We start from the raw sequence: 25,438 nt of genomic DNA on the forward strand, positions 1-25,438 counted from the left end.
TTTGCGTTACCCACTCTAAAGGTCTTACTGAGTGTAAAGCAAGAACGCGTTTTTAAATTGGTTTTGTTTTAATTGTGTTAATACTTGCTGTGCATGCTGGGCGTCTTTAATTGGCCCTAAATGCAACCTGAAAATATCGTCTTTTTGCACGATATTAGTGGGTAATTTATAATCGAGGCGTAAACGACTAGCCAATGCTTCAATATTTGCTAGTGTACTACCTGCTGCTACCTGAATATAGGTTAAATGCGCAGTCGAATTATCAAGCGTAACTGCTTCAAGCTTAACCTTGGCTGTACCATGGGTGTAATAACCTAGTTTGTAAGCGGCTGCGTAGGATAAATCAATCACTCTATCTTCATGAAATGGGCCACGGTCATTTACGCGCACAATGACAGATTTATTATTACTGGTATTTGTTACTTTTACAAAGCTAGGTAAGGGCAGTGTTTTATGAGCGGCGGTCATGGCAAACATATCGTATATTTCGCCATTTGAAGTATGATAACCATGAAATTTACGGCCGTACCACGATGCAATGCCTTCCTCTGCATAACCAGTCTCGTCAAGCATAGGCGTATAACTTTTACCTAATACGGTATAAGGCCGGCTTGCGCTGGCACTTTTAGTAACTTTAACCACTACAGCGTCTTGCATTTCTAATGTGGTAGGCGCACGTAATGGTGCAGCATCATGGCGCATGCTGTAGCGACTGCTTGGGGTGTTATTTGAGCTACTACAAGCACTTAAAAGTATTAGGACAAAGCTGATAGTAAAAAATCGAGTATAAAATTGCATTATTTTAAAAGCATCCTTTTATCAGTTGCAATAGACATAATAATGCCAAAACTGGCCATCAGCGTCACCATAGACGTACCACCATAACTTATTAGTGGAAGCGGTACACCTACAACGGGTAATAAACCCGATACCATGCCTATATTTACAAACACATAAACAAAAAATGTCAGTGTGAGTGAGCCAGCTAATAACTTGCCAAAGGCATCTTGTGCATTAACGGCAATGTATAAACCGCGGCCAATAATAAATAAATATAAACTGAGTAAAATACACACCCCAAATAAGCCAAATTCCTCACTTAACACCGAAAATATAAAGTCTGTATGGCGCTCTGGTAAAAATTCAAGTTGCGATTGCGTACCCTGTAACCAACCTTTACCTTCAATGCCACCAGAGCCAATCGCAATTTTAGACTGAATAATATGATAGCCAGAGCCAAGCGGGTCGCTTTCAGGATCTAAAAAAGTAAGTACTCGTTGCTTTTGATAATCGTGCATACCATAGTGCCAAAAAGGCCATGCAGCGAGTGCTACGATAGAGCTTAAAAAACCAATTAAACGCCAGCTCAAACCCGATAAAAACAATACAAAAACACCTGAGCTGGCAATTAATATAGAAGTGCCTAAGTCGGGCTGCTCTTTAATTAGTAGCGTCGGTAGCATCATAATTACAAAACCAATAATTAAATGCAGTGGGCGAGGGGGTAAGTGATTACGTCCTATATACCAAGCCACCATCATAGGAACTGCGAGCTTCATTAATTCAGATGGCTGAAAGCGAGTAATACCTAAATCTAACCAGCGCTGAGCGCCTTTGGAGCTCACCCCAAATAATAACACTCCAACTAGCATTAATAACCCTAAGCAATAAAGTGGTATAACTAAGCGCTTTAAAGTAGCAGGAGATAGCTGCGCTAATACGAACATAGCTACAATTGCACCGCCCATACGCGTAATATGGCGGATCATCATGGCGTTATCTTGGCCACTGGCGCTGTACACAATAGTGATACTACCGACCATCATTATTAGCAGCGCAATAAATAAGGGTAAGTCTATATGTAGGCGCATCCAAATTGAGCGTTTATCGTGCAAAGCGGTCATGGGATGTTATTCCTTGCAAGATTAACGGGGTTGGCTGCAAAGTAGTAATCCATAAGTTGCCGAGCAATTTGCACACCACCATGGTTATTTTCTAATATTACAGACACTACAATTTTGGGATCGTTATACGGTGCAAAACCAATATAAATAGTGTTGTCGCGTTGTCGCTCTTTTAACGCATCAGCATCGTAGCGTTCGCCTTGAGCAATACTTACTATTTGTGCTGTGCCCGTTTTACCAGCAGAGTCATAATTAGTCCCTTTAAATGCTTTATGCGCAGTACCCGATACTTTTTTTACTGTGTTGTGCATTGCATCTAAAGCAATTTGCCAATGATGAGGGTTTTTTAATATTACAGGGGGTTTTTCTTCATTATTGATTTGTATAATATCGTTATCTTTTTTAACCACTTGCACTAAATGTGGCGGATGGTTAATACCACGGTTTACTAAAATGTTTGTCGCATTTGCCATTTGAACCGGGGTTGCGGTCCAATAACCTTGGCCTATGCCTACAGAAATAGTGTCACCACGCCACCACGACTCTTTAAAGCGATTTTCTTTCCACTCTTTTGAGGGCAGTATTGCCGTAGTTTCTTCATGAATATCAATACCAGAGAGTTCACCAAAGCCAAAACGCGACATAAAGTTACTTATTTTAGTAATACCTAAGCGATAAGCTGCATCGTAAAAATAGGTATCGCACGACTCTTCAATTGCTTTGTATACATCAACATGACCATGACCCCAACGTTTCCAGTCGCGCCATTTATGCTCTACATTTGGAATTTGAAAAAAACCAGGATCCCACATAGAAGTACTTTCGCTGACTATATTCTCTTCTAGGGCTAAAATAGCCATATGTGGTTTTACAGTAGAGGCAGGTGCATAACGACCTTGAGTTGCACGATTAATTAACGGGCGGTCTGGATTTAGTAACGCTTTATAGTTTTTGCTGCTTATGCCGTGCACAAATAAATTAGGGTCGTAACTAGGGTTAGAATAAAGTGCAAGTACACCGCCATCTTTAGCGTCCATAACGACAATAGCACCACGCATATCTTTAAGCGCATGTTGGGCAATTTGCTGTAAACCAATATCGAGTGTGAGTACTAAGTCGCTGCCTGGTTGCGGGGGGAGCATGCTTAAAGTGCGAATTATTCTACCGCGATTATTAACTTCAACATGCTGCGAGCCTACTTGGCCATGCAAGAGTTCTTCGTAATATTTTTCGATGCCGAGTTTGCCAATGTCGTGAGTGGCGCGATAATTTGTAGCTTGATCTTCTTGGGTTAATTTATTTAACTCTTTTCTGTTTAATCTAGCCACATAGCCTAGTGCATGGGTAAGGGTATCGCCAAACGGATAATAGCGGGCGAGGCGAGCTTCAATACTAAAGCCTGGGAATTTATGTTGGTTTACTGAAAATTTAGCAACTTCTGTTTCATCTAAACGTGCTTTTAGTACTTGGCTTTTAAAACGCCGCGTATGTTTTATATCGTCTAAAAAGTCGGTTTTTTCTTGCTCGCTTATGGTTATTATTTTACTTACTTGTTCAAGCGATAGCGGCAGGTCTGCAACATCTTCAGGAATAACCTCAAGATTATAAACGGGTTTGTTTTCGGCAAGTAATACGCCATTGCGGTCGTAAATTAAACCTCGGTTAGGCGCAATTGGAATAACTTTAATACGGTTGTCGTTGGAGCGAGTTTGGTAGTTTTGATGATCATCTACCTGAATTTTATATAAATTAGAGAGTAAAATAGCAATTAGAGCTAATATAAAAATAAAACCCACAAACGCACGCCGTGCAAATAAGTTTGCCTCTGCTGAATGGTCGCGAATAGTGGGTCTTTGTTTTAACATAGCAAGGATTACTCGCGATGATAAGGATGGTTGTTATTTAAGCTCCAGCCTCTGTATAGGCTTTCAGCAACAATAATACGCACCAAAGGGTGCGGTAAAGTTAAGTTAGATAACGACCATTTTTGCTCAGAGGCAGCAATACACTCTGGTGCAAGTCCTTCAGGACCGCCAATAAGTAAACTTACATCGCGGCCATCGAGTTGCCATTTTTCCATGTTTTTAGCAAGTTCGTGTGTATCAAGTGGTTTACCTGTTACTTCTAGAGTAACAATACGGTTGCCTTTAGGAATAGCTGCTAAGGTTTTTTCACCTTCAATATGTAAAATGCGTTTTATATCTGCATTTTTACCACGTTTTCCGGCTGGAATTTCAATCAGTTCAAGCGCCATATCTTTAGCAAAACGACGTTGATACTCTGTAAACCCGGTTTCTACCCAAGCTGGCATTTTTGTACCAACGGCAATCATTTGTATTTTCACGTGTTACTTCCAAGCCTGTCTAAAATAAGTGGGTGTTTATTACTAGCCCCACAGTTTTTCTAGATCGTAATAGCTACGTGCTTCGTTTTGCATCACGTGTACAACCACATCACCTAAATCAACCAATGCCCATTCACCGTCGCTTTGGCCTTCATAACCTAAAGGTTCTTCACCTGCGTGGCGAGCCTCTTTTGCTAAATTATCAGCAATTGACAGAACATGACGTTTAGATGTGCCAGAGCATACAACCATGTAGTCTGTAATGTCTGATGTTGCTGTTACGTCAATATGAATCACATCGCGTGCTTTCATATCTTCAATTTTATCTATTGCAAAAGCGAGTAGTTGTTTCGAATCCAAGGTTTTGTCTCAATTTTAAATTTAATAGCGTGCATTTTAACATGCTAGGGGTTTTATACCAATGACTCTTGCAGAGTATTCACTTGTCAAGGTTAATTAGTATTATCATCATTTTGGTAAAGCGCATGGCGCTCTATATACAGACTCACCGCATCGGGTAATAGTTCATTCTTTTTATTAGTATTTTTAAGTTGTTGGCGAATATTACTCGATGCTGCATCGAGCATTTCACCGGGTAAAAAATAAAGTTTACCGGCAACCGTATGTGAAAGGGTTTTTGCATTATTAACTTGCGCTTGTTGCATATAATGCTGTAAATGGCCACTAACAGCACATTGCTGCCCAGGGCGTTGATACACCACAATATGGCAAAGTTGCGTGATTGCTTGCCACTGATACCATTTATCGAGGTTATTAAACGAGTCCATGCCAATTAAAAACACAATTGGCGTGTTTGGATGCTGTGCTCTTAATTCTTGTAAACTCAATAAAGAATAAGAAGGCCCAGTGCGGTGCAACTCTCTTAAATCGAGTTGAAAAAAAGGGTAAGGCGCAATTGCTGCATTGAGCATAGCTACTCGGTGCTGGGTGCTAATGCCAGGAGCCATTTTATGAGCTGGCAGTGCGCAAGGCATAAAATACAACGTACTTAAGTTAAGAGTATTTACGCATTGCTTTGCCATATTAATGTGCCCCAAATGAACGGGGTCGAAAGTGCCACCAAAAATTGCGATCATGTTAAATTCTGCATTTTAATTAACAGGATGACATGGCAGCGAAATATTCAGCGGTTGGCAAAACTTAATACAAATATGCGCGAGTGCTTGATAGGGCGCAATTAAGTTACCTTGTTTGTAGCTGGCGTCGAATATTGCAAGCTCAGAGCTAATTTGCTCAAGGGTGTGAATATTTAACCTGTTTATAGCGCTTTGTACTGGCGCTTGCTGGTTTTTCCATATTGCTTTTTGCTTAAATAAATTAGCAATAGGCTCGCCATTAAGTAAACCAATTTGCACATCAATTAAGGTGTTAAGCTCTTTGGTTATAGCCCATAAAATACTCACCACTTCGGTGTTATCGCTGGCCAGTTTATTCAGCACTTTTATTGCTTGTTTAGCTTGGCCGTTTAACAGTGCGTCGCTTAAATCAAAAATATCAAACTTGGCTTGATTTAACAGCCCTTGCATTACTAATTGTTGTGTAATGAGCGTATTGGCGTGTAGTAATGAGAGTTTTTCAAGCTCTTGAAAGCACGCTAGTAAATTACCTTCAGTGGCGCTAATTAAACTCAGCTTTGCCTCATTTTGCATATTAAGTGATAAACGCTGGCATTGCTCATCTAACCAGCGCTTTACATGCGTACCGGTAAGCGGGTAGCAAGGTACAAATAAACCGTGTTTATCAAGCGCTTTAAACCAAGCACTGCGTTGTACGTCTTGGCTGGCTTTAGCGCCTTTAATAATTAAAATGGTATCGGGGTTTATTAGCTCAATAATTTTTTTAAATGTATTGCTACCAATAAGTCCTGGCTTTTGCTGGTTTAAATCAAGCTCAATAATAGTGCGGGCGCTAAACAGCGACATACTTTGATATTGAGCTATAATTTCTTGCCAATCAAAACCTTGCATTAAAGTAAATTTAATTACTTCATCAAAGCCTTGCTCTTTAGCAATTGCGCGAATTTGTTGTACACATTGCGCTTCTTGAAAAGGCTCTTCACCAAACACTAAGTAAAAGGGTTTTAAGCCTTTTTTTAGTTCACTCGGTAATTGATTAGCGTAACAGCGCATTATAGTTGCGACAACTCTCTAAGAATACGACGACTAGCTTGTTGGCGTATTTCGCTAATAAGGAGTGCAAGCTCTTTTGCTTTGGCTAATGCATTGTCAGGATCGTCTTGATAATTACGATATAACTCAAAGCGCTTTTCTATTGGCTCAGCATTAGGACGATTGATCACAAACGCAACACTGTAAGTAAGTTCGTATTCTGCTACTTGGCCATTTTGAAACAACGACAAGGTTTGACGTTCAAGCTGATCTTTAAATAAATAAAGCTGTGCCGACTTTTTACTAGCCGCAACTAGTTTAACGTCACTGGCAATAAGCTCACTTTTTAAGGCGCTAAATAACGCTGACTTTTCATCGTCGCCAATGAGGGTTATTTGTTTTAGGTCGTCTGGCAAGCTAGAGGCTTTTTTTAAATGAAAGCCACAGCTAGTTAATAAAAAACAGACTAGCACTAAGGCTAGTCCGTTTTTAATGGCGTTAAAAGCGGCCATATTAATTAGCTACCACATTAAGCAGTTTACCCGGTACGTAAATAACTTTACGAACGGTAACACCGTCAGTGTATTTAGTTACGCTTGCTTGTTCAAAAGCGAGTGCTTCTACTTGCTCTTTTGTGGCATCGGCTGCAACGGTTAGTTTAGCGCGTAGTTTTCCGTTAACTTGAATAATAATTAACTTTTCATCCTCAACCAAAGCCGACTGATCAACCTCTGGCCATGAAGCGTTAACTATATCGCCTTCTTTACCTAGCTCTTGCCATAATTGGTGCGACAAATGCGGCGTAATAGGTGCAAGCATAATAAGCATTGCTTCAAGCGCTTCGTTAGCTATCGCTACATCTTGCTTACTATTTAACGGTGCTTTTAATAATTTATTAGACAGCTCCATAATTGCCGCAATAGCAGTATTAAAGGTTTGACGACGTTCAACATCATCACTCACTTTAGCAATTGCTTTGTGTAAATCGCGACGCAGTACTTTTTGCTCGTTATTTAATGCTGTTTTATTGAGTGGTTGAAAACCAACTGTTTTAACATCAACCGCGTATTTCCACACACGTTTTAAGAAGCGATGTGCACCTTCAACACCCGCGTCAGACCATTCTAGCGTTTGCTCTGGTGGTGCTGTAAACATCATAAATAAACGTACAGTGTCGGCGCCGTATTGTGCAATAACATGCTGTGGGTCAATACCGTTATTTTTCGATTTTGACATTTTGCTCATGCCAGATGAAAACACCGGGTTACCATCAACTTTATGCCATGCTTTAGTTACGCGGCCTTTGTCGTCTGTTTCGGTATTTACGTCGCTTGGCGAAATCCAAATATCAGCTCCTTTTTCATCTTTACGATAAAATGTTTCGGCTAATACCATACCTTGACAAAGTAAGCGGTCAAATGGCTCGTCTGAATCAACTAAACCAAAGTCGCGTAATAGTTTATGGAAAAAGCGCGAGTACAATAAATGTAAAATAGCGTGTTCAATACCGCCTATGTATTGGTTTACTGGTAACCAATAGTTAGCCGCTGCTGGGTCTAGCATGCCTTCGTCATGACGTGGGCTACAGTAACGAGCGTAATACCAAGACGATTCCATAAAGGTGTCAAAGGTATCGGTTTCATGAAACGCTGGTGCGCCATTCATGGTGGTTTTTGCCCAGTTAGGATCAGCTTTGATTGGCGATGTAACGCCATTCATTACTACGTCCTCTGGTAAGCGTACTGGCAGCATCTCGTCGGTTGCAGCAAGTTCGTTACCGTCTTCGTCGCTAAGCATTGGAATTGGTGAACCCCAGTAACGTTGGCGGCTTACGCCCCAATCACGCAGGCGGAAGTTTACTTTACGCTCGCCCACACCCAAGGCTTCTAACTTATCGGCAATGGCATTAAATGCCGCGTCAAAATCAAGGCCGTCAAATTCACCCGAGTTAACCAATACACCTTTATCGGTAAACGCTTCTTTGTTTAGGTTTACTTCAAGGTCAGAGCCCGTAACTGGCGCAATCACTTGTTTAATATCAAGGCCGTAGGCTGTTGCAAATTCAAAGTCACGTTGGTCGTGTGCAGGCACTGCCATTACCGCGCCTGAGCCGTAATGCATTAATACAAAGTTAGCGATCCAAATTGGTACTTGCTCACCAGTAAGTGGGTGAGTAGCAAAAAAGCCTGTTGCTATGCCTTTTTTCTCCATGGTTGCCATGTCGGCTTCACTTACTTTGTTGTTTTTACATTCTTCAACAAACAGTGCCACAGAATCGCTATTTTTAGCCGCTTCTTTAGCAATTGGGTGGCCTGCAGCAACCGCTACATAAGTCACACCCATAAAGGTATCTGGACGCGTGGTATAAACGCTAAATGTTTCGTTGTTATCAGTGCGTTTAAATTCAATATCACACCCTTCAGAGCGACCAATCCAGTTGCGCTGCATGGTTTTAACTTGTTCAGGCCAATCTTCTAACTTGTCTAAATCGTCAAGTAGTTCTTGTGCGTAGTCGGTAATTTTAATAAACCACTGTGGAATTTCTTTTTGCTCAACCACAGCGCCCGAACGCCAACCGCGACCGTCAATAACTTGCTCGTTAGCTAATACAGTTTGATCTACCGGATCCCAGTTAACCGTCGACATTTTTTTGTACACTAAGCCTTTTTCGTACAACTTAGTGAAAAACCATTGTTCCCATTTATAGTATTCTGGATGACACGTGGCAATTTCGCGATCCCAGTCATAACCAAAACCTAACTGCTTAAGTTGGGTGCGCATGTAGTCAATATTCTCGTAGGTCCATTTTGCAGGGGCTGTTTTGTTTTTAATAGCCGCGTTTTCTGCAGGTAAACCAAACGCATCCCAACCCATAGGTTGCATTACGTTTTTGCCTTTTAAGCGCTGAAAGCGAGATACAACGTCACCAATAGTGTAGTTACGCACGTGACCCATATGGAGTCGACCGCTCGGGTAGGGGAACATAGAAAGGCAGTAATACTTTTCTTTGCTCTCATCTTCCGTAACTTTAAATACTTTGTTTTCTTCCCAGTAACGTTGGATTTTTGACTCTATTTTTTGAGGGTTATATTGCTCTTGCATCTACGGTTCCAGACTTCTTACGACTAATAAAAAATTAGCTCTAGGATAACCCAAATAAACCGCTATTTATAGCGCCATAAACACGCTTTTATTAAATTATAACTTTCAGTGCAGGTTAACCTATACTTTTGTAAGCTAGTTGCTGAAAAGCATAGGTTAAAGGTTGATTTAACAGCCCTAATAGGTTCAACCTACAAATCTAAATATGCCCTAAATTTGCAGGAGTAAGAAAATGGCTGACTACAAAACATGGCTAAACGATTTAACGCTTTGGTTAAAAGATGTAAAAGATCATGAATTAAAAGAGGCGGTAAAACGATTTGTTGAATCTGAGCAGGCACTTAAAAATTTAGGAGAAGAAAAGTATCAACTTTATCGTAACTACTTAATGCGCGATTTAGAACACTTGCAAGAGCACGAAACCCACTATAATTCGCTTGCATGGCAAGAGCTTAAAGAATCATTATGGTATGAGCTTTCGCACATAGAAGACAAAACACAGCTAGAGTGGCACTCACTTAGCCAAGATTTTAAGCACAATGGCATATATCACGTAGGCGAATGGATAGCCATGGGCACATTAGTATGTAAGAATTGTAACCATAGTTACGATGTTTATCATGCTACGCAAATAACACCTTGTTTAGAGTGTGATGGAATCTATTTTAGCCGTAAGGCTTTGCAACCCTAAATATAAGTATTAAGTGGCTGCAGGCCACTTAATACGCCAAAAGCCAGTGAATACGCTGGTAAACAAAGAAGTTAGAATGACGAAAAAATTACTGCCACTACCTGTATCAAAGCTTGCGCCGAGCATTTCTACTAGCCACGTGCATACTTGCATGAGCAACCCATACCCAGAGCATTTTACTTTTATAGGCCAACAACGGGCGCAAAGTGCATTAGACTTTTCACTCGGTATGGATTTACCTGGCTATAACGTATACGTAATGGGCGAAGCTGCACATGGACGTTTTACCCTAGTAAAAGACAAACTAAAAGAGCATGCCAAAGGCAGAGTAACGCCTAATGAGTGGTTGTATGTAAATAATTACGACGACCACCGCGAGCCTATTGCACTGTTTATGCAAGCTGGGCAAAGTAAAAAGCTTGCCGATGACATTGATGCTTTTATTGACGAAGTGCTCGACACCTTTCCTGCCGCATTTGACAACCCTGCGTACCAGCGCAAAAAGAAATCCATAGACCGTGAATTTAACGACGCCTATGACGGTGCTATTACCGCGGTAGAAATTGCGGCGCTTGAACAAAGTGTGGCGCTTATTGAAGAAAAAGGCGTAGTAGGTTTTGCTCCATTAATAGGTGGCAAGCAGCTAAGCGATAATGAATTTTCGCACCTTGAAGATGAGCTACGTGAAACCTTTTTTGAAAGAATTGAAAAACTCGAAGACATATTAATAGAAGCACTTATTGAGCTGCCGCGCTGGAAGCGTGAATCTACCGAAAAACTACGTAACCTTAAAAAGTCGACTGCCGAGCAAGCAACTAAGCCCTTATTAAAAGACTTAGAGCATAAATATGCCAGCCATATTGGCGTGCTGCGTTATTTAAAAGACATTCGCGTAGAAATTATTGACGCTGTGCTTGAGTGGTTAGACGATGAAGGCGAAAGCGAAGAAAACAAAGAAGACTTTGATCGCAAAGGCATGCTTACAGACTTTTTTGCGCCCAATATTTTAGTTGAGTTTAAAGAAGGCGACGCCGCTCCTGTGGTTTACGAACCTAACCCAACGTTTGGCAACATATTTGGCAAGGTTGAGTACGCTACCTCACAAGGCTCGCTTATAACTAGCTATCGCTCAATTCAGGCCGGCGCATTGCATCGCGCTAACGGTGGCTATTTAATGATGGACGCCGAAAAAGTAATGGCTAACCCACAAGTGTGGGATGGTTTAAAACTGTCGCTTAAAACCCATCAAATTAAAAATGACTTACCGTATCAAGATAGCGTTGTAGGCAGCAGTTTTACGTTGCGCCCGCAGTTAATTCCGCTAGATGTAAAAATAATATTATTAGGCTCGCGCGAGCTGTACTACACCATAGGTGAGTACGACGAAGAATTTGCTGAGCTGTTTAGAATACTAGCCGACTTTGACTACTACTTACCGAGTAGCGATAAATTACAGTACCAATTTATTACCAAAGTAACTGACTATTGTGAGCACGTTTTAAAATGCACCACTACAGAAGCAGCAATGGTGCGCTTGCTCAAATTTAGTTATCGCCAAGCCGAGCATCATAATAAACTCTCTGCCCGTTTTGCCGATGTGTTAGAGCTAGTAGCCGAAGCAAGCTATTATGCCAAGCAAGACAAACTAACGGTTATAGACGCTCATCATATTGACGAAGCCATTGAAGGTAAACAGTATCGTACTGGGCAAATTAGCGAAAACATGCTCAGCGATATTAAAGAAGGGCACACCCTTATTGCCACGCAAGGCCAAGCCATAGGCAAAGTAAATGGTTTAACAGTACTGCATATTGGCGATACCTCATTTGGTACACCTGCGCGTATTACGGCAACAGTTTATGCCGGTGCCGATGGCGTTTTAGATGTAGAGCGCGAAGCCGAGCTAGGTAAAGCAATTCACTCTAAAGGGGTAATGCTACTTACCGGTTATTTAGGCAATAAATACGCGCAGCACTTTAGCTTAACGCTCAGTGCAAATATTGCAATTGAACAAAGTTATGGCTACATAGACGGCGATAGCGCGTCACTTGCCGAGTTATGTGCATTAATTTCGGCTATTACTAGTTTACCACTGAGTCAATCAATTGCGCTTACTGGCTCAATTAACCAACATGGCGATGTACAAGCTATTGGTGGCGTAAACGAAAAAATAGAGGGCTTTTTTAAACTGTGTAAAATGCGCGGTTTAACTGGCGAAGAGGGCGTGATCATTCCTAAATCTAACCAAGTTAACTTAGTGTTAGATGAGGAAATACTTAATGCAGTTGAACTTGGTAAATTTAATATTTACGCAGTAGAGACGGTAGATCAGGCACTTAACTTACTGATGGATTTAGAAGCTGGCGACTTAGTCGACGGGCACTACCCAGAAAACTCAGTAAACGGCCTAGCCTTAGCACGACTTAAAGATATTGCAGACATTGTAAACGGCGATAGCGAAGATGAAAAAGACGCAGAACCAGAAGAGGAAAAAAATTAACTATGCTTAATATAATATTAGCGGTAATTATCGCCATATTTTGCTTTTTAATATTTAAAAACAGTAAAAAAGCCAAACAACAAGTGGGTATTAACGCGCAAATAGAAGCTGATTTTTTGGCGGCTAATGCAAAAGTAGATGGCGTACAAGAGACCGCTTCAGGCTTGCAGTACAAAGTATTGCACCAAGGGCAAAGCGATGACAAGCCTAACCCCAAAAGCATGGTTAATGTGCACTACCACGGTACGTTAATAGACGGCACAGTATTTGACAGCTCAGTAGAGCGTAAAGCCCCTATTAGCTTTGGTTTACATCAAGTTATTAAAGGGTGGACCGAAGGTCTGCAACTTATGAGCCCCGGCGATAAATACCTACTTTATGTACCGCATCAACTGGCTTACGGTGAAAAACGTGTGGGCAGCATTCCACCGGCATCACTGCTTATATTTGAAGTTGAGTTATTGGCTATTGAGTCGTAACTTTATTTAAAATAATAAAGTACTTAAGCCCTACTTTTATAAAGTGGGGCTTTTTGCTTTTAGCCAGCCTTCAAAGGTTACTCAAGAATTTTAATCTTAGGTCGATACCTATAATAGTGACAAAGCTATTTTAGGGATAAAATAATGAAGATTTCACCAGCTTCCACTGTACACCATACATACAGCCTTAATACTCAGCCTTTAACACAGCCAGGTAAGCAACTTGCTGAAGGCGAGAAAGAAGAAGAGCCAAAATATGTTTTATCAAAGTTCTTAGACACTAAAGCACAAAAGTACAGTGAAGATAACGCAACGTTTAGTAATCAATATAAAAACCTAGAAAAAGTGTATAAACACTTTTCAGGACGGGTTATTGCATTGCAAGAGCAAATTAACAAACTCAAACAAAGTCCAATGCAACGCAGCTTAACCATAAATAGCACCGCAAATGAGCCAAATATAAGTGATGCTAGTTTAGCTCTTGATGTTGAGCATTTAGGGTCTAAAAAATATAAAAACTCACAACAACAAGAGCAAATAGATATACTAGAGCTGCAATTAGGGGAGTTAAAATCAGAGCAAGCAGCAATAAAACAACAAATGATTGAGCTGGTTATAAGCGAAATGAAAAGACGAGGCGATCACGACTATAATGTTTAACGTTAAAGCAGCTTGGTGAATTAGCCCTTAACTTAATATTACTTACTTCCTGTTTAAATTTACCGTATTTTTAAAGTATAACTTTGTTGAGTACGCTTTAAAAAGTACACCCAAATAATGGCCAGTGGAATTTACTAAATTATGTTCGAAGATGAATTACTTTATCAACTTTTTGCCGTAAAACACCGTTCCTTTAGGTCGGTGATATAAGGCAATAGTCGCGAAGCGACTAAGTGGGTTGTTCCTTTTTGATTGACTGTATATAATAACAGTATGATTATTCGCAAAGCTTATAAATTTCGTTTAAAAACAACACCCGATATTAACGCTAAAATGGCGCAATATGCGGGAAATTGTCGATTCTTGTGGAATAAAGCCTTAGCGATTAACTTATTTAAGTTACAGAATGAACAAAAAATTTGCTACTACCAAGAGTTGGATTTCTTTTCCAAACTTTGGAAAAAAAGCGAGGAGTATGGCTTTTTAACACTATCGCCCGCACAAACTATCCAACAAACATTAAAACAGCTTGAACGCGCCTTTAAAGACGCATTCGATAAAAACCAACCACTCAAACGGGTGCCTACTTTTAAGAAAAAAGGAGAGGTGAATAGCTTTAGTTTTCCACAAGGCTTTAAAATCGACAAGAATGGGAAACGTATTTTTTTACCTAAAATCGGTTGGGTTAATGTTAGAAAAAGCCAAGCTATTTTAGGAAAAGCTAAAAACGTCACTGTTTCACAAAAAGGAAAGCACTGGTTTGTTTCAATCCAAGTTGAACAAGAAGTAGCACCACCTAAGCACCCATCAAACGCCATAATTGGCGGAGATTTAGGCGTGAAACGCCTAATTACCTTTTCTGATGGCAGTTTTGTGGAGCCGATAGATACCAGTAAACAGACAATCAGGATCAAACGATTACAGAAGCAACTTGCTAGAAAAGTGAAATTTTCAAGTAACTGGAAAAAATTAAAAGCAAAGATCACAACATTTCATACGAAAGTTGCCAATATTCGTCATGACAAATTACATAAGATCTCAACACAGTTGAGCAAAAGCCACGCAATCATCGTGCTAGAAGATCTTAAAATTAGAAATATGACGAAAAACAGCAAAGGCAACAGTGAGCAGCATGGAAAAATGGTGAAACAAAAATCTGGCTTAAACCGCGTCATTCTCAATCAAGGATGGGGAATGTTTAAAGAGATGCTGAAATATAAGCAGGATTGGCTCGGCGGTCAGGTTATTTTTGTTGATCCGAAACATACCAGTCAAACGTGTCCAGCGTGTGGTCATCAATCAAAAGATAACCGATTAACGCAGTCTAAGTTTGAATGTGCGAAGTGCGGTTATCAAGATAATGCGGATCATGTTGGCGCATTAAATATTTTAGCGCGAGGTCATCGCGTTCTAGCCTGTGGAGAGATTGACATTAGTCAGCTTGTTGAAGCAGGAACTTGCCTTATGAGTGATCATAAGGCCCCGATGGTTTTAAACTAATCGGAATCCCCCTCCTTTCCTGAACTTGTTCAGGCGCTTAGCGAGGTGGGGGAGGATGTCAAGGATACAGCAGTGTATTAATTGCAGTTACATTGTTTTAGCGATCGTTATTTTTAACGAAATAGGCTTTAGAGCAGGGCGCTTTATTCAAGGCAGAACCGACAGTGAAGTTAAGACGCTAACGGGTTCTATTCAGGGCAGTATATTAGGTTTGTTAGCATTACTACTGGGTTTTACATTTAGCATGTCGATGCAACGGTATGATAACCGCAGCATGGCGTTAATAGATGAAGCAAACACGATAGGCACAGCCATATTACGGGTTGAATTACTGCCACAAGAATACAAAAAAAAAGCCAATGAATTATTTAAAGAGTATGTAGACTTACGAGTTGCTATAGGGCAATTAGATTTAACTAAACACGCGCAGCGTAACGACTACAATAATAAAATAGCCAACTTACAGCGTCAGTTATGGTCATTGGCTATCGCAGCCACAAATGTTGACCCAAGGCCTGTAACTACAGGAGCGTTTGTAAAATCGCTTAATGATGTAATAGACAGCCAAGGAAAGCGAAATGCTTTATTGCAAATGCATGTACCTGAGGTGGTATTAATACTGCTCTTTATTGTTTTTATTTCGTCTGGCGGCATTATGGGTTATTCCGCAGGACTCAGTGGTAAGCGAATGATTGTGCCCATAGTATTGGTTTCTTTGTTAATTACTTTAATCGTATTTATTATTATAGATTTAGACCGGCCAAAGCGCGGGCTTATACAAGTAGATCAAACGGTAATGATTGAGGTTTCAGAAAATATTAAATAGTAATAAAGAAGGGGTTTTAATTTAAGCGCGTAAATAACAGTTATATTGTTTGCTGCTTTGGCGAACTAAATACTTATTTAGTTCGCCAATAAAAATGTTCGCGTAGTTTAAAATTACAGTAACGCTTTAACCTCAGGATCTGCAAACGCTAATTCAAAGCGCTCTTTATAAAGCATTTGTAAGTCGTTGGTATGCATACTTGGAATGTCTTGCTCGCCAGTAAAGTTTTTATTTATAAGCGTAGCACCAGTGCGATCCTTAATTATTAGATCAAAGTTATACCATGAGTTATCAGTAAAAGCGTGGTGATCATACTTCCATTCGTTAAGTACGATTATAATAGTCGCAGTATCGCTATCTGCTTTAATGTCATTAATATCGACCTGTGGTGTGGTAGCTATTAGCTTAGCGTTAATACCAGAGCGAATAAAACCAGCAGCAAGGCGTTTACCTAAGTGTTGTGGCATAGTTTCGCCAGTAATGATGTTTTGTGTATAAGGTATACCAAAGCCAGAGCGACTTAATCCTTCAAAACCAGAGAGTTTGTCACCATTTACAACATATGGGCGATGATCTACCACTGCAATTTGTATTTCATCAACTTGGGGCTTATTTAACGTAGGAGCTGCTTGTTCTGCAGTCATAATGGCCGTACAGCCGGTAGTTAAAAGTAGGGTAACAGCGATAAAGATTGAAGCTATTTTGTTCACATTATATTCCTTTTATGTGTATTTATGATTAAATAAAACCAAATTACAGATCGTTAGGTAATACCATGAAAGTAATGGATTTTATTGGGCAAGATAGTGTTAACAAAAGCTGAATAAATCAAGGCAGTATTAACTTTTATTTTTTTAATGAGCTTAAAGTACTGCTTTTAGCTAGAGTAGGTGTTTAAAATATTAAAATGTGAGTGAAATATATTACCAATTATTAAGCTTTTACAATGACTGTATTTACACCTTGTTACAGTAATTTGTCGCACAAAGCTGCAAACTGTCTTTTTATTGTTATTATGAAATGAAATAACATTGTAAGGACGATAACCTTGAAACTACGCACTTTATTAACAGCAATAGCAGTAGCGGTTGCACCGGCAATATCGCCGATGGTTGCGGCTTATCAAACACAAGATACCCGCTTATTACGCTTTCCCGATATTCATAAAGAATCAGTTACCTTTGTTTATGCGGGCGATATTTATATAGCAAACATTAAAACAGGTAAAAGCACGCGCTTAACTGATCATATTGGTTTTGAAACTTTTCCTAAATTTTCGCCAGATGGCAGCCAAATCGCTTTTTCAGCCCAATATAATGGCAGCCGCCAAGTGTACGTAATGAACCGCGATGGCTCTGACTTAAAGCAACTGACCTATTATAACGACGTAGGTGTAATGCCGCCGCGCGGTGGTTTTGATTATCGCGTACTTGATTGGACCCCAGACGGTAAGCATATTGTGTTTAGAGCTAATCGCACCCCTTATGGTCAGCGTGTTGGCCGACCTTATATGGTGCCTGCTGCTGGTGGCCTAGAGCAACCATTAGCCATACCAGAAACTGGCGGTGGCATGTTATCGCCCGATGGTAAACAGTATGTTTATACACCCATTGATCGCGAATTTCGTACTTGGAAACGCACCCGTGGCGGGCGCGCACAAGATGTATGGGTTTACGATTTAGAAAATAACAAATCAAAGCAATTAACAACCAACAGAGCAACCGACCAACAACCTACTTGGGTTAACAATAACATTTACTACGTGTCGGACAGAGAATACACGCTAAATTTATACAAACATCAAGATGGCAAAAAACCGATAAAAGTAACTAACCACAGCGACTTTGATGTGCTTTGGCCCTCGGCTGGGCCCAACGCCATAGTGTATGAAAATGGTGGTTATTTGTATCGCTTTGATGACGCCACGCAGCAATCTGAAAAGCTGAGCATAAATGTTCAAGGTAACCGTGAACATACAATGGCCTACAGTAAAAATGTTAGTGACTTTATTGATTCAATGGACGTATCGCACGACGGAAAAAGAGTACTATTTACCGCCCGTGGCGAGCTGTTTTCTGTACCGGTTAAAAATGGCCCAACCCGAAACTTAAGCCATACGCCTAAAGGGCGTGAAATATCGGCTACATGGTCGCCCAATGGGCGTTATATTGCTTACATGAGTGATGAAACGGGCGAGTACGAAATTTACTTAAAAGACAGAGCTAATAACAACCAAGTTAAGCAACTGACCAGTAACGGCAGTATTTGGCGTTTTGAGCCAGTTTGGTCACCAGATAATAAAAAGTTATTGTTTAGCGATCAAAATCACACCCTGTGGTGGCTCGATATTAAAACCGGTAAGCAGCGTAAAATTGATACCGCAAAATATAATGAAGATAGTTTAACTAGCTATATTTGGTCGCCTAATAGCGAAGATATAGTGTTTGTTAAAAATAACGAAAACCGCTACGCCTCATTATGGCATTACAATTTAAAAGACAAACGCGTTACTCGCTTAACAGGCGACATGAGCAGTGAAACCAACCCAGCGTTTTCTCCCGACGGGCAGCAATTGTATTTCACATCAGAGCGCGACTTTAATTTAACTTTTAGTAGCTACGAGTTTGACTACATGTTTAACAATGCAACCCGACTGTATTCGGTTGCAGTAAACAGTAAAATAAAACCACTTAATACACCGCTGAGTGACGAAATAAGTATTGTTGATTCTAAAGCAGATAAAGACGATGAAAAGTCAGCTAAAACACCCAGCAACTATATAGAAAGTAACGGCTTTATGAACCGCGTTGTGGCGCTAAATGTACCGGCAGGTAATTACGGCGCACTAAGCGGCGTAAAAGACGGCGTATTAACATTATCGGCAGGAGAGCTTAAATTAGTGCCTAATGCCGTTGATGGTGAAGTTGTCACAATAGCAGCAGGAGTGAGTAATTATAAAGTGTCGGCTAATGCTGAGCATATTATTGCTCGTGCAGGAAAAAACATTAGCGTAATAAAGCCAGAAGCTAAACAAGACTTAAAAGCCACGCAACTTAACTTGCAAGACATGGTATTAAAAATTGACCCGCAAACCGAGTGGGCACAAATGTATCGTGAAGGCTGGCGCACCCTGCGCGACTGGTTTTATGACGAGAACCATCATGGCCAAGATTGGGATGCTATTTTAGCGCGTTACCAACCTATGGCCGACGCTATTGCACATCGAGCCGACCTAGATTATGTACTAAGTGAAATAGCAGGCGAAATAAACTCAGGGCATATTTATGTTAACTCGGGCGATATGCCAACATCTCCTCGTTTACAGCATGGCTTATTGGGCGCTGAAATTAGCGCGCATAAATCAGGCTTTGTAAAAATAGAGACTATTTTTAAAGGCGAAAACTGGCACGAAAACTTTCGCTCACCGCTAAACGAAACCGGCATTAACGCCAATGTAGGCGATTACATAATTGCAGTAAATGGCCGCTCAGTAAAAAGCGTAGTCAACTTTTACGAACTACTAGAAAACACCCAAGGTAAATCGGTTGAATTACTACTCAGTAAATCACCAAGCCTAAAAAATAGCTGGAAAGTAATGGTAACGCCTATTGCCAGCGAAACTGGATTGCGTTACTTACAGTGGGCACAATCGCGCGCTGAGTATGTTAATAAGCTTTCAGATGGGCGTATTGGCTACGTGCATTTACCTAACACCCATTACGAAGGTAACCGTTCGTTATTTAAAAACTTTTTACCGCAAACTAATAAAGAAGCGATGATCATAGACGATCGTTACAATGGCGGCGGTTTTATACCTGAACATATGATCACTTGGTTAGCGCGTAAACCGCTTAACTACTGGAAACGCCGTGGTGTAGAGCCAACTAAAACCCCGCAGTTTGCACACGATGGCCCTAAAGCTATGCTGATCAATGGCTACTCTAGTTCAGGCGGCGACGCACTACCGTATTACTTTCGCCAAGCAGGTTTAGGCAAATTAATTGGTACGCGTACCTGGGGCGGTTTAATTGGTATTTCGGGCAACCCTGGGCTTGTAGATGGTGGCTCAGTTATTGCCGCTACTTTTAGAATTTTAGATAACGAAGGTAACTGGATCATTGAAAATGAAGGCGTAAGCCCAGACATAGAAGTGATTGATCGCCCAGAGCTTATTCAAGCCGGACAAGATCCGTCGATTGAACGCGCTGTAAAAGAGTTATTAAAAGAGCTTAAAGCAAATCCGAAAAAACCATTGGTAGTGCCAGCACCACCGAGTGAATTTGGTCGCTAATTGCAATAAATTAAGCTGCTAAGTCACGCAGCCTGTTAGCTACTTTGCGTGTGCTTGGTAGCTAACTAATTTATTAGAGTATTATTAAAAGCGTGATACCGCGCTTTAGTTAAAAGAGAGCTTATAGTGAAAAAATTATTACAGGTAGACTTTGATTTTGCAGGCCCGTTTGGGGAGCAAATGTCAGCAGCATTAAAAGATTTAGCCGAATAAATTAACCATGAACCCGGTATTATTTGGAAAATTTGGACCGAAAACCAACAAGGTCAACTTGCTGGTGGTATTTACCTATTTCAAGATGAAGCATCAGCTAATGCGTATTTAACTATGCACACAGCACGCTTAAAGGCTATGGGGGTTGCCCAAGTTCGTGGCCAATTATTCGATGTAAACCTGCCATTATCAGCGATTAATAACGCACCGCTTACCGTTAAATAGATTAGTTAAATAGTTAGTTAAATAGTTAAGCAGCCAAATAATAAGACGGGTTAAAAAATCATTTAAATTAAAGGCTGCCTAGTGCAGCCTTTTTTCAAAGCCCACAAATTAAATAACGTATTTTATATAGAGGAGTTACGCAAGAGCGGAGCGAAACCGAACAAGGGAATTAATGTTGTGATTCAATGAAACCGGACACTAATTTAGGTGGTATTATTACCACTCAAACAGAGGTGTTCTATGACAAAACAACGTCGCTCTTTTTCTCAAGAGTTTAAATTTAATTCAGCAAAATTAGTCCTTGATGATGGATACTCATTTCCAGAAGCTGCTCGTTCACTAGAGGTCGGTGAAACAGCTCTTCGTCGTTGGGTTAAGCAATTACAAGAAGAGCGTGGTGGCACAACACCAAACTCTAAAGCGCTTACTCCTGAGCAGCTTAGAATTCAGGAGCTTGAAGCTAAAGTTAATCGGCTTGAAAGAGAAAAAACAATTTTAAAAAAGGCTACCGCTCTCTTAATGTCAGACGAGATGAACAATATTCGTTGATAGACCAATTAAGTGAGCATGAGTCAGTGGAAATGGTCTGTAGCGTATTTAATGTTCCGCGTTCTAGTTATTACGATTTTAAGCAGCGTGTGACATCAATTAAACTTGAAGAGGTGCGACTTAGGTCAACGATTAGTGAGTTATTTTCACTCAGTCGTGGAGCTGCCGGTAGCCGCATGTTGGTAGCAATGCTAAAAGACGCTGATTTACCTGTAGGCGTCTTTAAGGTACGCCGTATAATGCGTGACATGGGATTGGTCTGTAAACAACCTGGGCCTCATTCATATAAATTAGCGACGGTAGAGCGACCAGACATTCCAAACAGACTTAATCGTGAATTTGAAGTAAATAGCCCAAACCAAGTTTGGTGTGGGGATATTACGTATAGTGTGCCCGGAGTTCAGCACTAACAAGGAATGCTTTAATGAACCACGAGTCTATCTGAAATACATGAGCAATACGGTAGGAGCCAAATTGTTTATGGCACTATCTGGTTGTGCAGATAGTTGAGTCTGAGCGGCAGTGACTTATCGTATGCTGATAAGGTGATGGAACTCGCTGACAACGGGGAGTGAGGCGAATTCGTTACGCCAAGATGCTCTTCTAGACTAAGTATTGGACGGATGAAGTACATGAACCGATTAACCCGCATCTATGGGCTGAAACGTCGCCATTGCCTACACGAATTAACAGGCAATATGATGCTGCAATAATACTAAATGTATGAGTATTATTGCCGACTTGATAAATCACACGTAGGTATTTATCAATGGATAAACGCTAAATCACAATTCAGCGTTTAAGTATTATTACCTTACAGCACGATAAGGTTAAAGACTGCGATCGGCATCCACCCCAATATGTTCGAGTTCAGATAGGTAAACCGGGGAAGGTTTGTTTGAATGCTAAGGGAGCACGACCCCGATGACAAACAAGCTGGCGGAGCGTTCGTAGTAGTCTGAGATGGGGAAAGCCCATTACATGGCGAAGGGGCGCAGTTTAATTGATTTGCGCAAGCAAATTACCTGACCTTAATGAGGTGAAGACCTTTGATAATCAGCGAACTGCAACGTAAATTAGCAACATGGACAGCAACCGATAAAGCGCGTCGCGTTAATCGATTACTGCGCCTTATCAGTCACCCACAATGGCTTTGCCAAGCGGCTGAAGTAACGCTTTCTTCAAAAGGTGCCAAAACACCTGGCGTTGATGGAATAACTAAAATTCACTTACAGGATAAGCTGACTGATTACTTAGATGGGATCAGAAATGATTTACTCTCGGGTAATTATCAACCAATGCCTGCCAGACGAATTTATATTCCTAAAGCGAATGGAAAGCAACGCCCTTTAGGCATACCCACCTTAAGAGACAGAATAGTGCAACGTGCCATGCTCATGGCAATGGAGCCGATATGGGAAAATGATTTTCATTCACTATCCTATGGTTTTAGACCTGAACGCAGTGTCCATCACGCCATTAGAACTGTTAAGTTACAAATGACAGGCTCAAGTGAACCACGTGGGCGCTGGGTAATTGAAGGGGATTTATCAAGTTATTTTGATACAGTCCACCATCAATTACTGATGACATGTGTGCGTAAGCGTATCAATTGTCGACGATTTAATGAATTGCTCTGGCGGTTCATCAAAGCAGGACATATTGAACGTAATCTATTCTGTGCAACAAGCGAAGGCGTACCACAAGGTGGTGTCATTTCTCCATTATTGTCAAATATCATGCTCAACGAATTTGATCAGTATTTGGATAAATGCTACTTGAGCAAGAAAGCACGTAAAGATCGCTGGTACTGGAATCGTACAATCCAAGATAAGCGTACCATTGCACTAGAGGAAAATAGACAATGGAAACCTGGGGTTGCTTATTGTCGTTATGCCGATGACTTTCTTGTGATTGTCAAAGGTAACAAACAACAAGCAGAAGCCATTCGTGATCAGTGTCGAAATTTTCTTGAAGGTAAACTTAAACTCACACTTAACATGGAGAAAACCCATATTACGCATGTGAATGATGGATTTATCTTCCTTGGTCATAGGATCATAAGGAAACGTGGTCCTAAAGGGAATATGCGTGTGGTGTCTGGTATTCCACATGGTAAGGCTAAAGCATTTTCTCATTCCTTGAGCCAAGCTTTATCCAGTGATCACAGTTGTAGCAAGATAGACAAAGTTGAACAACTCAGCCGCAAGCTTAAAGGCTGGGCGCAATTTTATCGTCATACTGATTATACCGCTAAAGTTTACAGTAAAATTGATCGTATAGTTTTCTGGAAATTAGCAAAATGGCTAGCGCGGAAATATCGTTGCTCCGTTAAGTCATTAATGATGAAGTGGATAAAACGACCGACGCCAAATCAGGCCAAGACTTGGGTATTATTTGGTAAAAGCAATCGAGGTAATTTATGTAGCGCTTCACTATATCGACTGGTGAGCAGTCCTAAGTTGCCCTTCCGTTGGCGATTACCTGAATCAAACCCTTATCTTAGAGATGAAATGAGAAATACTGTCACATCTCGCTACAGCGATGTTGTAATGGCTGTAAGCCACAATTAAGCGGAGAGCTGTATGCGCTGAAAGGTGCACGTACGGTTCGGAGAGGAGAGGCAGAAAAATAGTTCGACTACGTTCTGCCTCTTACTCTACTTTGGACGGGTAAAAAATGGTCTTATTTGGCTGTTATTATCGACTTATTTGCTCGTCGTGTGGTTGGCTGGGCAATGTCTGATAAACCTGATACTGACTTAGTTATTAAAGCATTAGATAGAGCATACGAGCAACGGGGCAAGCCACCTGGGCTGATGTTTCATTCAGATCAAGGCAGTCAGTACAGCGCAAAAAGGTTTCAACAAAGGTTGTGGCGTTACCGAATAAAACAAAGTATGAGTCGCCGAGGAAATTGCTGGGATAATGCGCCAATGGAGCGCCTATTTAGAAGTTTAAAAACAGAATGGGTTCCCTCATTGGGCTATAGTAATTATCAAGAAGCTGAAAAAGATATTAGCAATTATTTGATGAATTATTATAACTGGCACAGGCCACATAGCCATAATCAAATGGTTGCCCCTGCTGTAGCAGAGGAAAAACTTAATTCACTGTCCGGAATTAGTTGACCACAACATAATAATACTCTATTCATCTCAGAGTGTTTAGATATGCTTTGCTACACAGAACATCCATGCTTTAGTTTTTAACAACATTCACAAAACATAAGTCGCTAAAGAAGGTGTCATATAAGCTTATTTAGCATCATTTTGATACTTAATAAGCTTGTTTACCTTAGAGTTAGTATAATTGGATTTATATACTTCGCTCGATATTGTTATTGAGCTTAAGTATAAAGTATTGTATTTAACATTTATTTTAACTATAGTTTGTACCATATAAAGTACAACTAAAGGTACGATCATGAGTAGGCTTCATTTAGATCAAGATATTCAGCCGCTTTCAGATTTTAGAGCTGGAGCTGCATCATTTATACGCCAAGTTAATGAAACCAGAAGGCCAATTGTAATAACTCAAAGGGGTAAAGGCGTTGCTGTGGTTTTAGATGTTGCTGAATATGAATCTATGCAGGAAAAAATAGAGTTATTAGAGGAAATACAAAAAGCTGAAGATCAACTCTCTATGGGGTTGGGTATTTCAAACTCAGATGCTCGTGCGCAAGTTTTAAAGAGTATTAAAGATTGAAAGTAGTTTGGTCGCCTTTAGCATTAGAAAAATTAGTCACTATGGCTAAATTTATTGCTTTTGATAAACCATCGGCGGCTGACAAATGGGTTAATGATATTTTTGATCGAACAGATTTACTTGGTACTCAACCTGAACTAGGTCGGGAAGTGCCAGAATTATTAGGCTCAAGATATCGTGAATTAATATTTGGTAGCTATCGAATTATTTATAAAGTTGAACATGAAATTAAAATACTCACATTACGCAATAGGCGTCAATTGCTTAGCTTGAGCGATGTAGAGCAATAATTAACCAGAAAAGTTAATTGTTAAGCCC

General features: G+C 40.5%; 21 protein-coding genes and 2 pseudogenes. 13 read left to right on the forward strand and 10 right to left on the reverse strand.

Going from position 1 to position 25,438, the window contains the following annotated elements:
* Window positions 1-24: 24 nt before the first annotated feature.
* From CIK86_RS03555 to leuS, 9 genes are all read right to left on the reverse strand, one after another.
* Window positions 25-798: a septal ring lytic transglycosylase RlpA family protein gene (locus CIK86_RS03555; RefSeq protein ID WP_041454376.1), complete on the reverse strand. Its 774-nt coding sequence runs from the start codon at window positions 796-798 to the stop codon at window positions 25-27.
* The gene (rodA, locus tag CIK86_RS03560; protein WP_011327713.1) at window positions 798-1,904 is read right to left on the reverse strand and encodes a rod shape-determining protein RodA; all 1,107 of its coding nucleotides are present in this window, start codon (window positions 1,902-1,904) and stop codon (window positions 798-800) included. Before rodA ends, CIK86_RS03555 begins: the two co-directional genes overlap by 1 nt.
* On the reverse strand, window positions 1,901-3,769 hold the full coding sequence (gene mrdA / locus CIK86_RS03565) for a penicillin-binding protein 2 (RefSeq protein ID WP_086998363.1): 1,869 nt from the start codon (window positions 3,767-3,769) through the stop codon (window positions 1,901-1,903). The genes rodA and mrdA overlap by 4 nt, the downstream gene beginning before the upstream one ends.
* A gap of 8 nt (window positions 3,770-3,777) precedes the next feature.
* Window positions 3,778-4,248 carry a 23S rRNA (pseudouridine(1915)-N(3))-methyltransferase RlmH gene (rlmH, locus tag CIK86_RS03570; protein ID WP_058372938.1) on the reverse strand — a complete coding sequence of 157 codons (471 nt, stop codon included), beginning with the start codon at window positions 4,246-4,248 and terminating at the stop codon, window positions 3,778-3,780.
* 42 nt (window positions 4,249-4,290) lie between these two features.
* Complete coding sequence (gene rsfS, locus CIK86_RS03575; protein WP_011327716.1) at window positions 4,291-4,608, reverse strand: ribosome silencing factor; 318 nt, start codon at window positions 4,606-4,608, stop codon at window positions 4,291-4,293.
* Window positions 4,609-4,700: 92 nt separating this feature from the next.
* Window positions 4,701-5,345 carry a nicotinate-nucleotide adenylyltransferase gene (gene nadD, locus CIK86_RS03580; RefSeq protein WP_086998366.1) on the reverse strand — a complete coding sequence of 215 codons (645 nt, stop codon included), beginning with the start codon at window positions 5,343-5,345 and terminating at the stop codon, window positions 4,701-4,703.
* 15 nt (window positions 5,346-5,360) lie between these two features.
* Window positions 5,361-6,398 (reverse strand): DNA polymerase III subunit delta, encoded by a 1,038-nt coding sequence (gene holA, locus CIK86_RS03585; protein WP_086998369.1) that lies wholly within the window; start codon window positions 6,396-6,398, stop codon window positions 5,361-5,363.
* Window positions 6,398-6,889 (reverse strand): LPS assembly lipoprotein LptE, encoded by a 492-nt coding sequence (gene lptE / locus CIK86_RS03590; protein ID WP_011327719.1) that lies wholly within the window; start codon window positions 6,887-6,889, stop codon window positions 6,398-6,400. Before lptE ends, holA begins: the two co-directional genes overlap by 1 nt.
* A gap of 1 nt (window position 6,890) precedes the next feature.
* Window positions 6,891-9,479: a leucine--tRNA ligase gene (gene leuS / locus CIK86_RS03595; protein ID WP_086998372.1), complete on the reverse strand. Its 2,589-nt coding sequence runs from the start codon at window positions 9,477-9,479 to the stop codon at window positions 6,891-6,893.
* A 232-nt stretch (window positions 9,480-9,711) separates the two neighbouring features.
* Between leuS and CIK86_RS03600 the strand changes: the two genes are divergently transcribed.
* From CIK86_RS03600 to CIK86_RS03625, 6 genes are all read left to right on the forward strand, one after another.
* Window positions 9,712-10,170: a hypothetical protein gene (locus tag CIK86_RS03600; protein WP_011327721.1), complete on the forward strand. Its 459-nt coding sequence runs from the start codon at window positions 9,712-9,714 to the stop codon at window positions 10,168-10,170.
* Between the two features lie 76 nt (window positions 10,171-10,246).
* The gene (locus CIK86_RS03605; protein WP_086998384.1) at window positions 10,247-12,670 is read left to right on the forward strand and encodes an AAA family ATPase; all 2,424 of its coding nucleotides are present in this window, start codon (window positions 10,247-10,249) and stop codon (window positions 12,668-12,670) included.
* Between the two features lie 2 nt (window positions 12,671-12,672).
* Complete coding sequence (locus CIK86_RS03610; protein ID WP_011327723.1) at window positions 12,673-13,149, forward strand: FKBP-type peptidyl-prolyl cis-trans isomerase; 477 nt, start codon at window positions 12,673-12,675, stop codon at window positions 13,147-13,149.
* A 144-nt stretch (window positions 13,150-13,293) separates the two neighbouring features.
* A complete protein-coding gene (locus tag CIK86_RS03615) occupies window positions 13,294-13,809 on the forward strand; it encodes a hypothetical protein (RefSeq protein WP_086998375.1) in 516 nt (171 codons plus the stop codon).
* A 273-nt stretch (window positions 13,810-14,082) separates the two neighbouring features.
* Window positions 14,083-15,309, forward strand: a complete 1,227-nt coding sequence (locus CIK86_RS03620; protein ID WP_096317084.1) for an RNA-guided endonuclease TnpB family protein — start codon at window positions 14,083-14,085, stop codon at window positions 15,307-15,309.
* A gap of 55 nt (window positions 15,310-15,364) precedes the next feature.
* Window positions 15,365-16,135 (forward strand): hypothetical protein, encoded by a 771-nt coding sequence (locus tag CIK86_RS03625; protein ID WP_086996771.1) that lies wholly within the window; start codon window positions 15,365-15,367, stop codon window positions 16,133-16,135.
* 113 nt (window positions 16,136-16,248) lie between these two features.
* Here the strand turns inward: CIK86_RS03625 and CIK86_RS03630 are convergent, their stop codons facing one another.
* On the reverse strand, window positions 16,249-16,845 hold the full coding sequence (locus CIK86_RS03630; protein ID WP_011327726.1) for a hypothetical protein: 597 nt from the start codon (window positions 16,843-16,845) through the stop codon (window positions 16,249-16,251).
* A gap of 338 nt (window positions 16,846-17,183) precedes the next feature.
* Here CIK86_RS03630 and CIK86_RS03635 point away from each other — a divergent pair, with 338 nt between their 5' ends.
* The 7 genes and pseudogenes from CIK86_RS03635 (at window position 17,184) to CIK86_RS03670 (ending at window position 25,410) form a co-directional block, all read left to right on the forward strand.
* Complete coding sequence (locus CIK86_RS03635) at window positions 17,184-20,426, forward strand: S41 family peptidase (RefSeq protein ID WP_176359684.1); 3,243 nt, start codon at window positions 17,184-17,186, stop codon at window positions 20,424-20,426.
* A 213-nt stretch (window positions 20,427-20,639) separates the two neighbouring features.
* On the forward strand, window positions 20,640-20,864 hold the full coding sequence (locus CIK86_RS03640; protein WP_303394022.1) for a monooxygenase: 225 nt from the start codon (window positions 20,640-20,642) through the stop codon (window positions 20,862-20,864).
* 240 nt (window positions 20,865-21,104) lie between these two features.
* Window positions 21,105-21,799: pseudogene (locus CIK86_RS19330) on the forward strand (IS3 family transposase); the annotation flags it as partial.
* 663 nt (window positions 21,800-22,462) lie between these two features.
* Entirely contained in the window at window positions 22,463-23,986 is a 1,524-nt protein-coding gene (gene ltrA / locus CIK86_RS03655) for a group II intron reverse transcriptase/maturase (protein ID WP_008109360.1), read from the forward strand.
* Window positions 23,987-24,066: 80 nt separating this feature from the next.
* Window positions 24,067-24,543, forward strand: a pseudogene (locus CIK86_RS03660) (IS3 family transposase); the annotation flags it as partial.
* A 295-nt stretch (window positions 24,544-24,838) separates the two neighbouring features.
* On the forward strand, window positions 24,839-25,120 hold the full coding sequence (locus tag CIK86_RS03665; protein WP_011327729.1) for a type II toxin-antitoxin system Phd/YefM family antitoxin: 282 nt from the start codon (window positions 24,839-24,841) through the stop codon (window positions 25,118-25,120).
* A complete protein-coding gene (locus CIK86_RS03670) occupies window positions 25,117-25,410 on the forward strand; it encodes a type II toxin-antitoxin system RelE/ParE family toxin (protein ID WP_086994712.1) in 294 nt (97 codons plus the stop codon). The genes CIK86_RS03665 and CIK86_RS03670 overlap by 4 nt, the downstream gene beginning before the upstream one ends.
* Window positions 25,411-25,438: the final 28 nt, after the last annotated feature.

This window comes from Pseudoalteromonas sp. JB197, assembly GCF_002332205.1.
GTDB classification, from domain to species: domain Bacteria; phylum Pseudomonadota; class Gammaproteobacteria; order Enterobacterales; family Alteromonadaceae; genus Pseudoalteromonas; species Pseudoalteromonas nigrifaciens.

Coding starts and splice junctions, on each gene's coding strand:
- CIK86_RS03555 (WP_041454376.1), bottom strand. CDS start 798: ATGCAATTTTATACTCGATTTTTTACTATCAGCTTTGTCCTAATACTT.
- rodA (WP_011327713.1), bottom strand. CDS start 1,904: ATGACCGCTTTGCACGATAAACGCTCAATTTGGATGCGCCTACATATA.
- mrdA (WP_086998363.1), bottom strand. CDS start 3,769: ATGTTAAAACAAAGACCCACTATTCGCGACCATTCAGCAGAGGCAAAC.
- nadD (WP_086998366.1), bottom strand. CDS start 5,345: ATGATCGCAATTTTTGGTGGCACTTTCGACCCCGTTCATTTGGGGCAC.
- holA (WP_086998369.1), bottom strand. CDS start 6,398: ATGCGCTGTTACGCTAATCAATTACCGAGTGAACTAAAAAAAGGCTTA.
- lptE (WP_011327719.1), bottom strand. CDS start 6,889: ATGGCCGCTTTTAACGCCATTAAAAACGGACTAGCCTTAGTGCTAGTC.
- leuS (WP_086998372.1), bottom strand. CDS start 9,479: ATGCAAGAGCAATATAACCCTCAAAAAATAGAGTCAAAAATCCAACGT.
- CIK86_RS03600 (WP_011327721.1), top strand. CDS start 9,712: ATGGCTGACTACAAAACATGGCTAAACGATTTAACGCTTTGGTTAAAA.
- CIK86_RS03605 (WP_086998384.1), top strand. CDS start 10,247: ATGACGAAAAAATTACTGCCACTACCTGTATCAAAGCTTGCGCCGAGC.
- CIK86_RS03610 (WP_011327723.1), top strand. CDS start 12,673: ATGCTTAATATAATATTAGCGGTAATTATCGCCATATTTTGCTTTTTA.
- CIK86_RS03615 (WP_086998375.1), top strand. CDS start 13,294: ATGAAGATTTCACCAGCTTCCACTGTACACCATACATACAGCCTTAAT.
- CIK86_RS03620 (WP_096317084.1), top strand. CDS start 14,083: ATGATTATTCGCAAAGCTTATAAATTTCGTTTAAAAACAACACCCGAT.
- CIK86_RS03625 (WP_086996771.1), top strand. CDS start 15,365: ATGTCAAGGATACAGCAGTGTATTAATTGCAGTTACATTGTTTTAGCG.
- CIK86_RS03665 (WP_011327729.1), top strand. CDS start 24,839: ATGAGTAGGCTTCATTTAGATCAAGATATTCAGCCGCTTTCAGATTTT.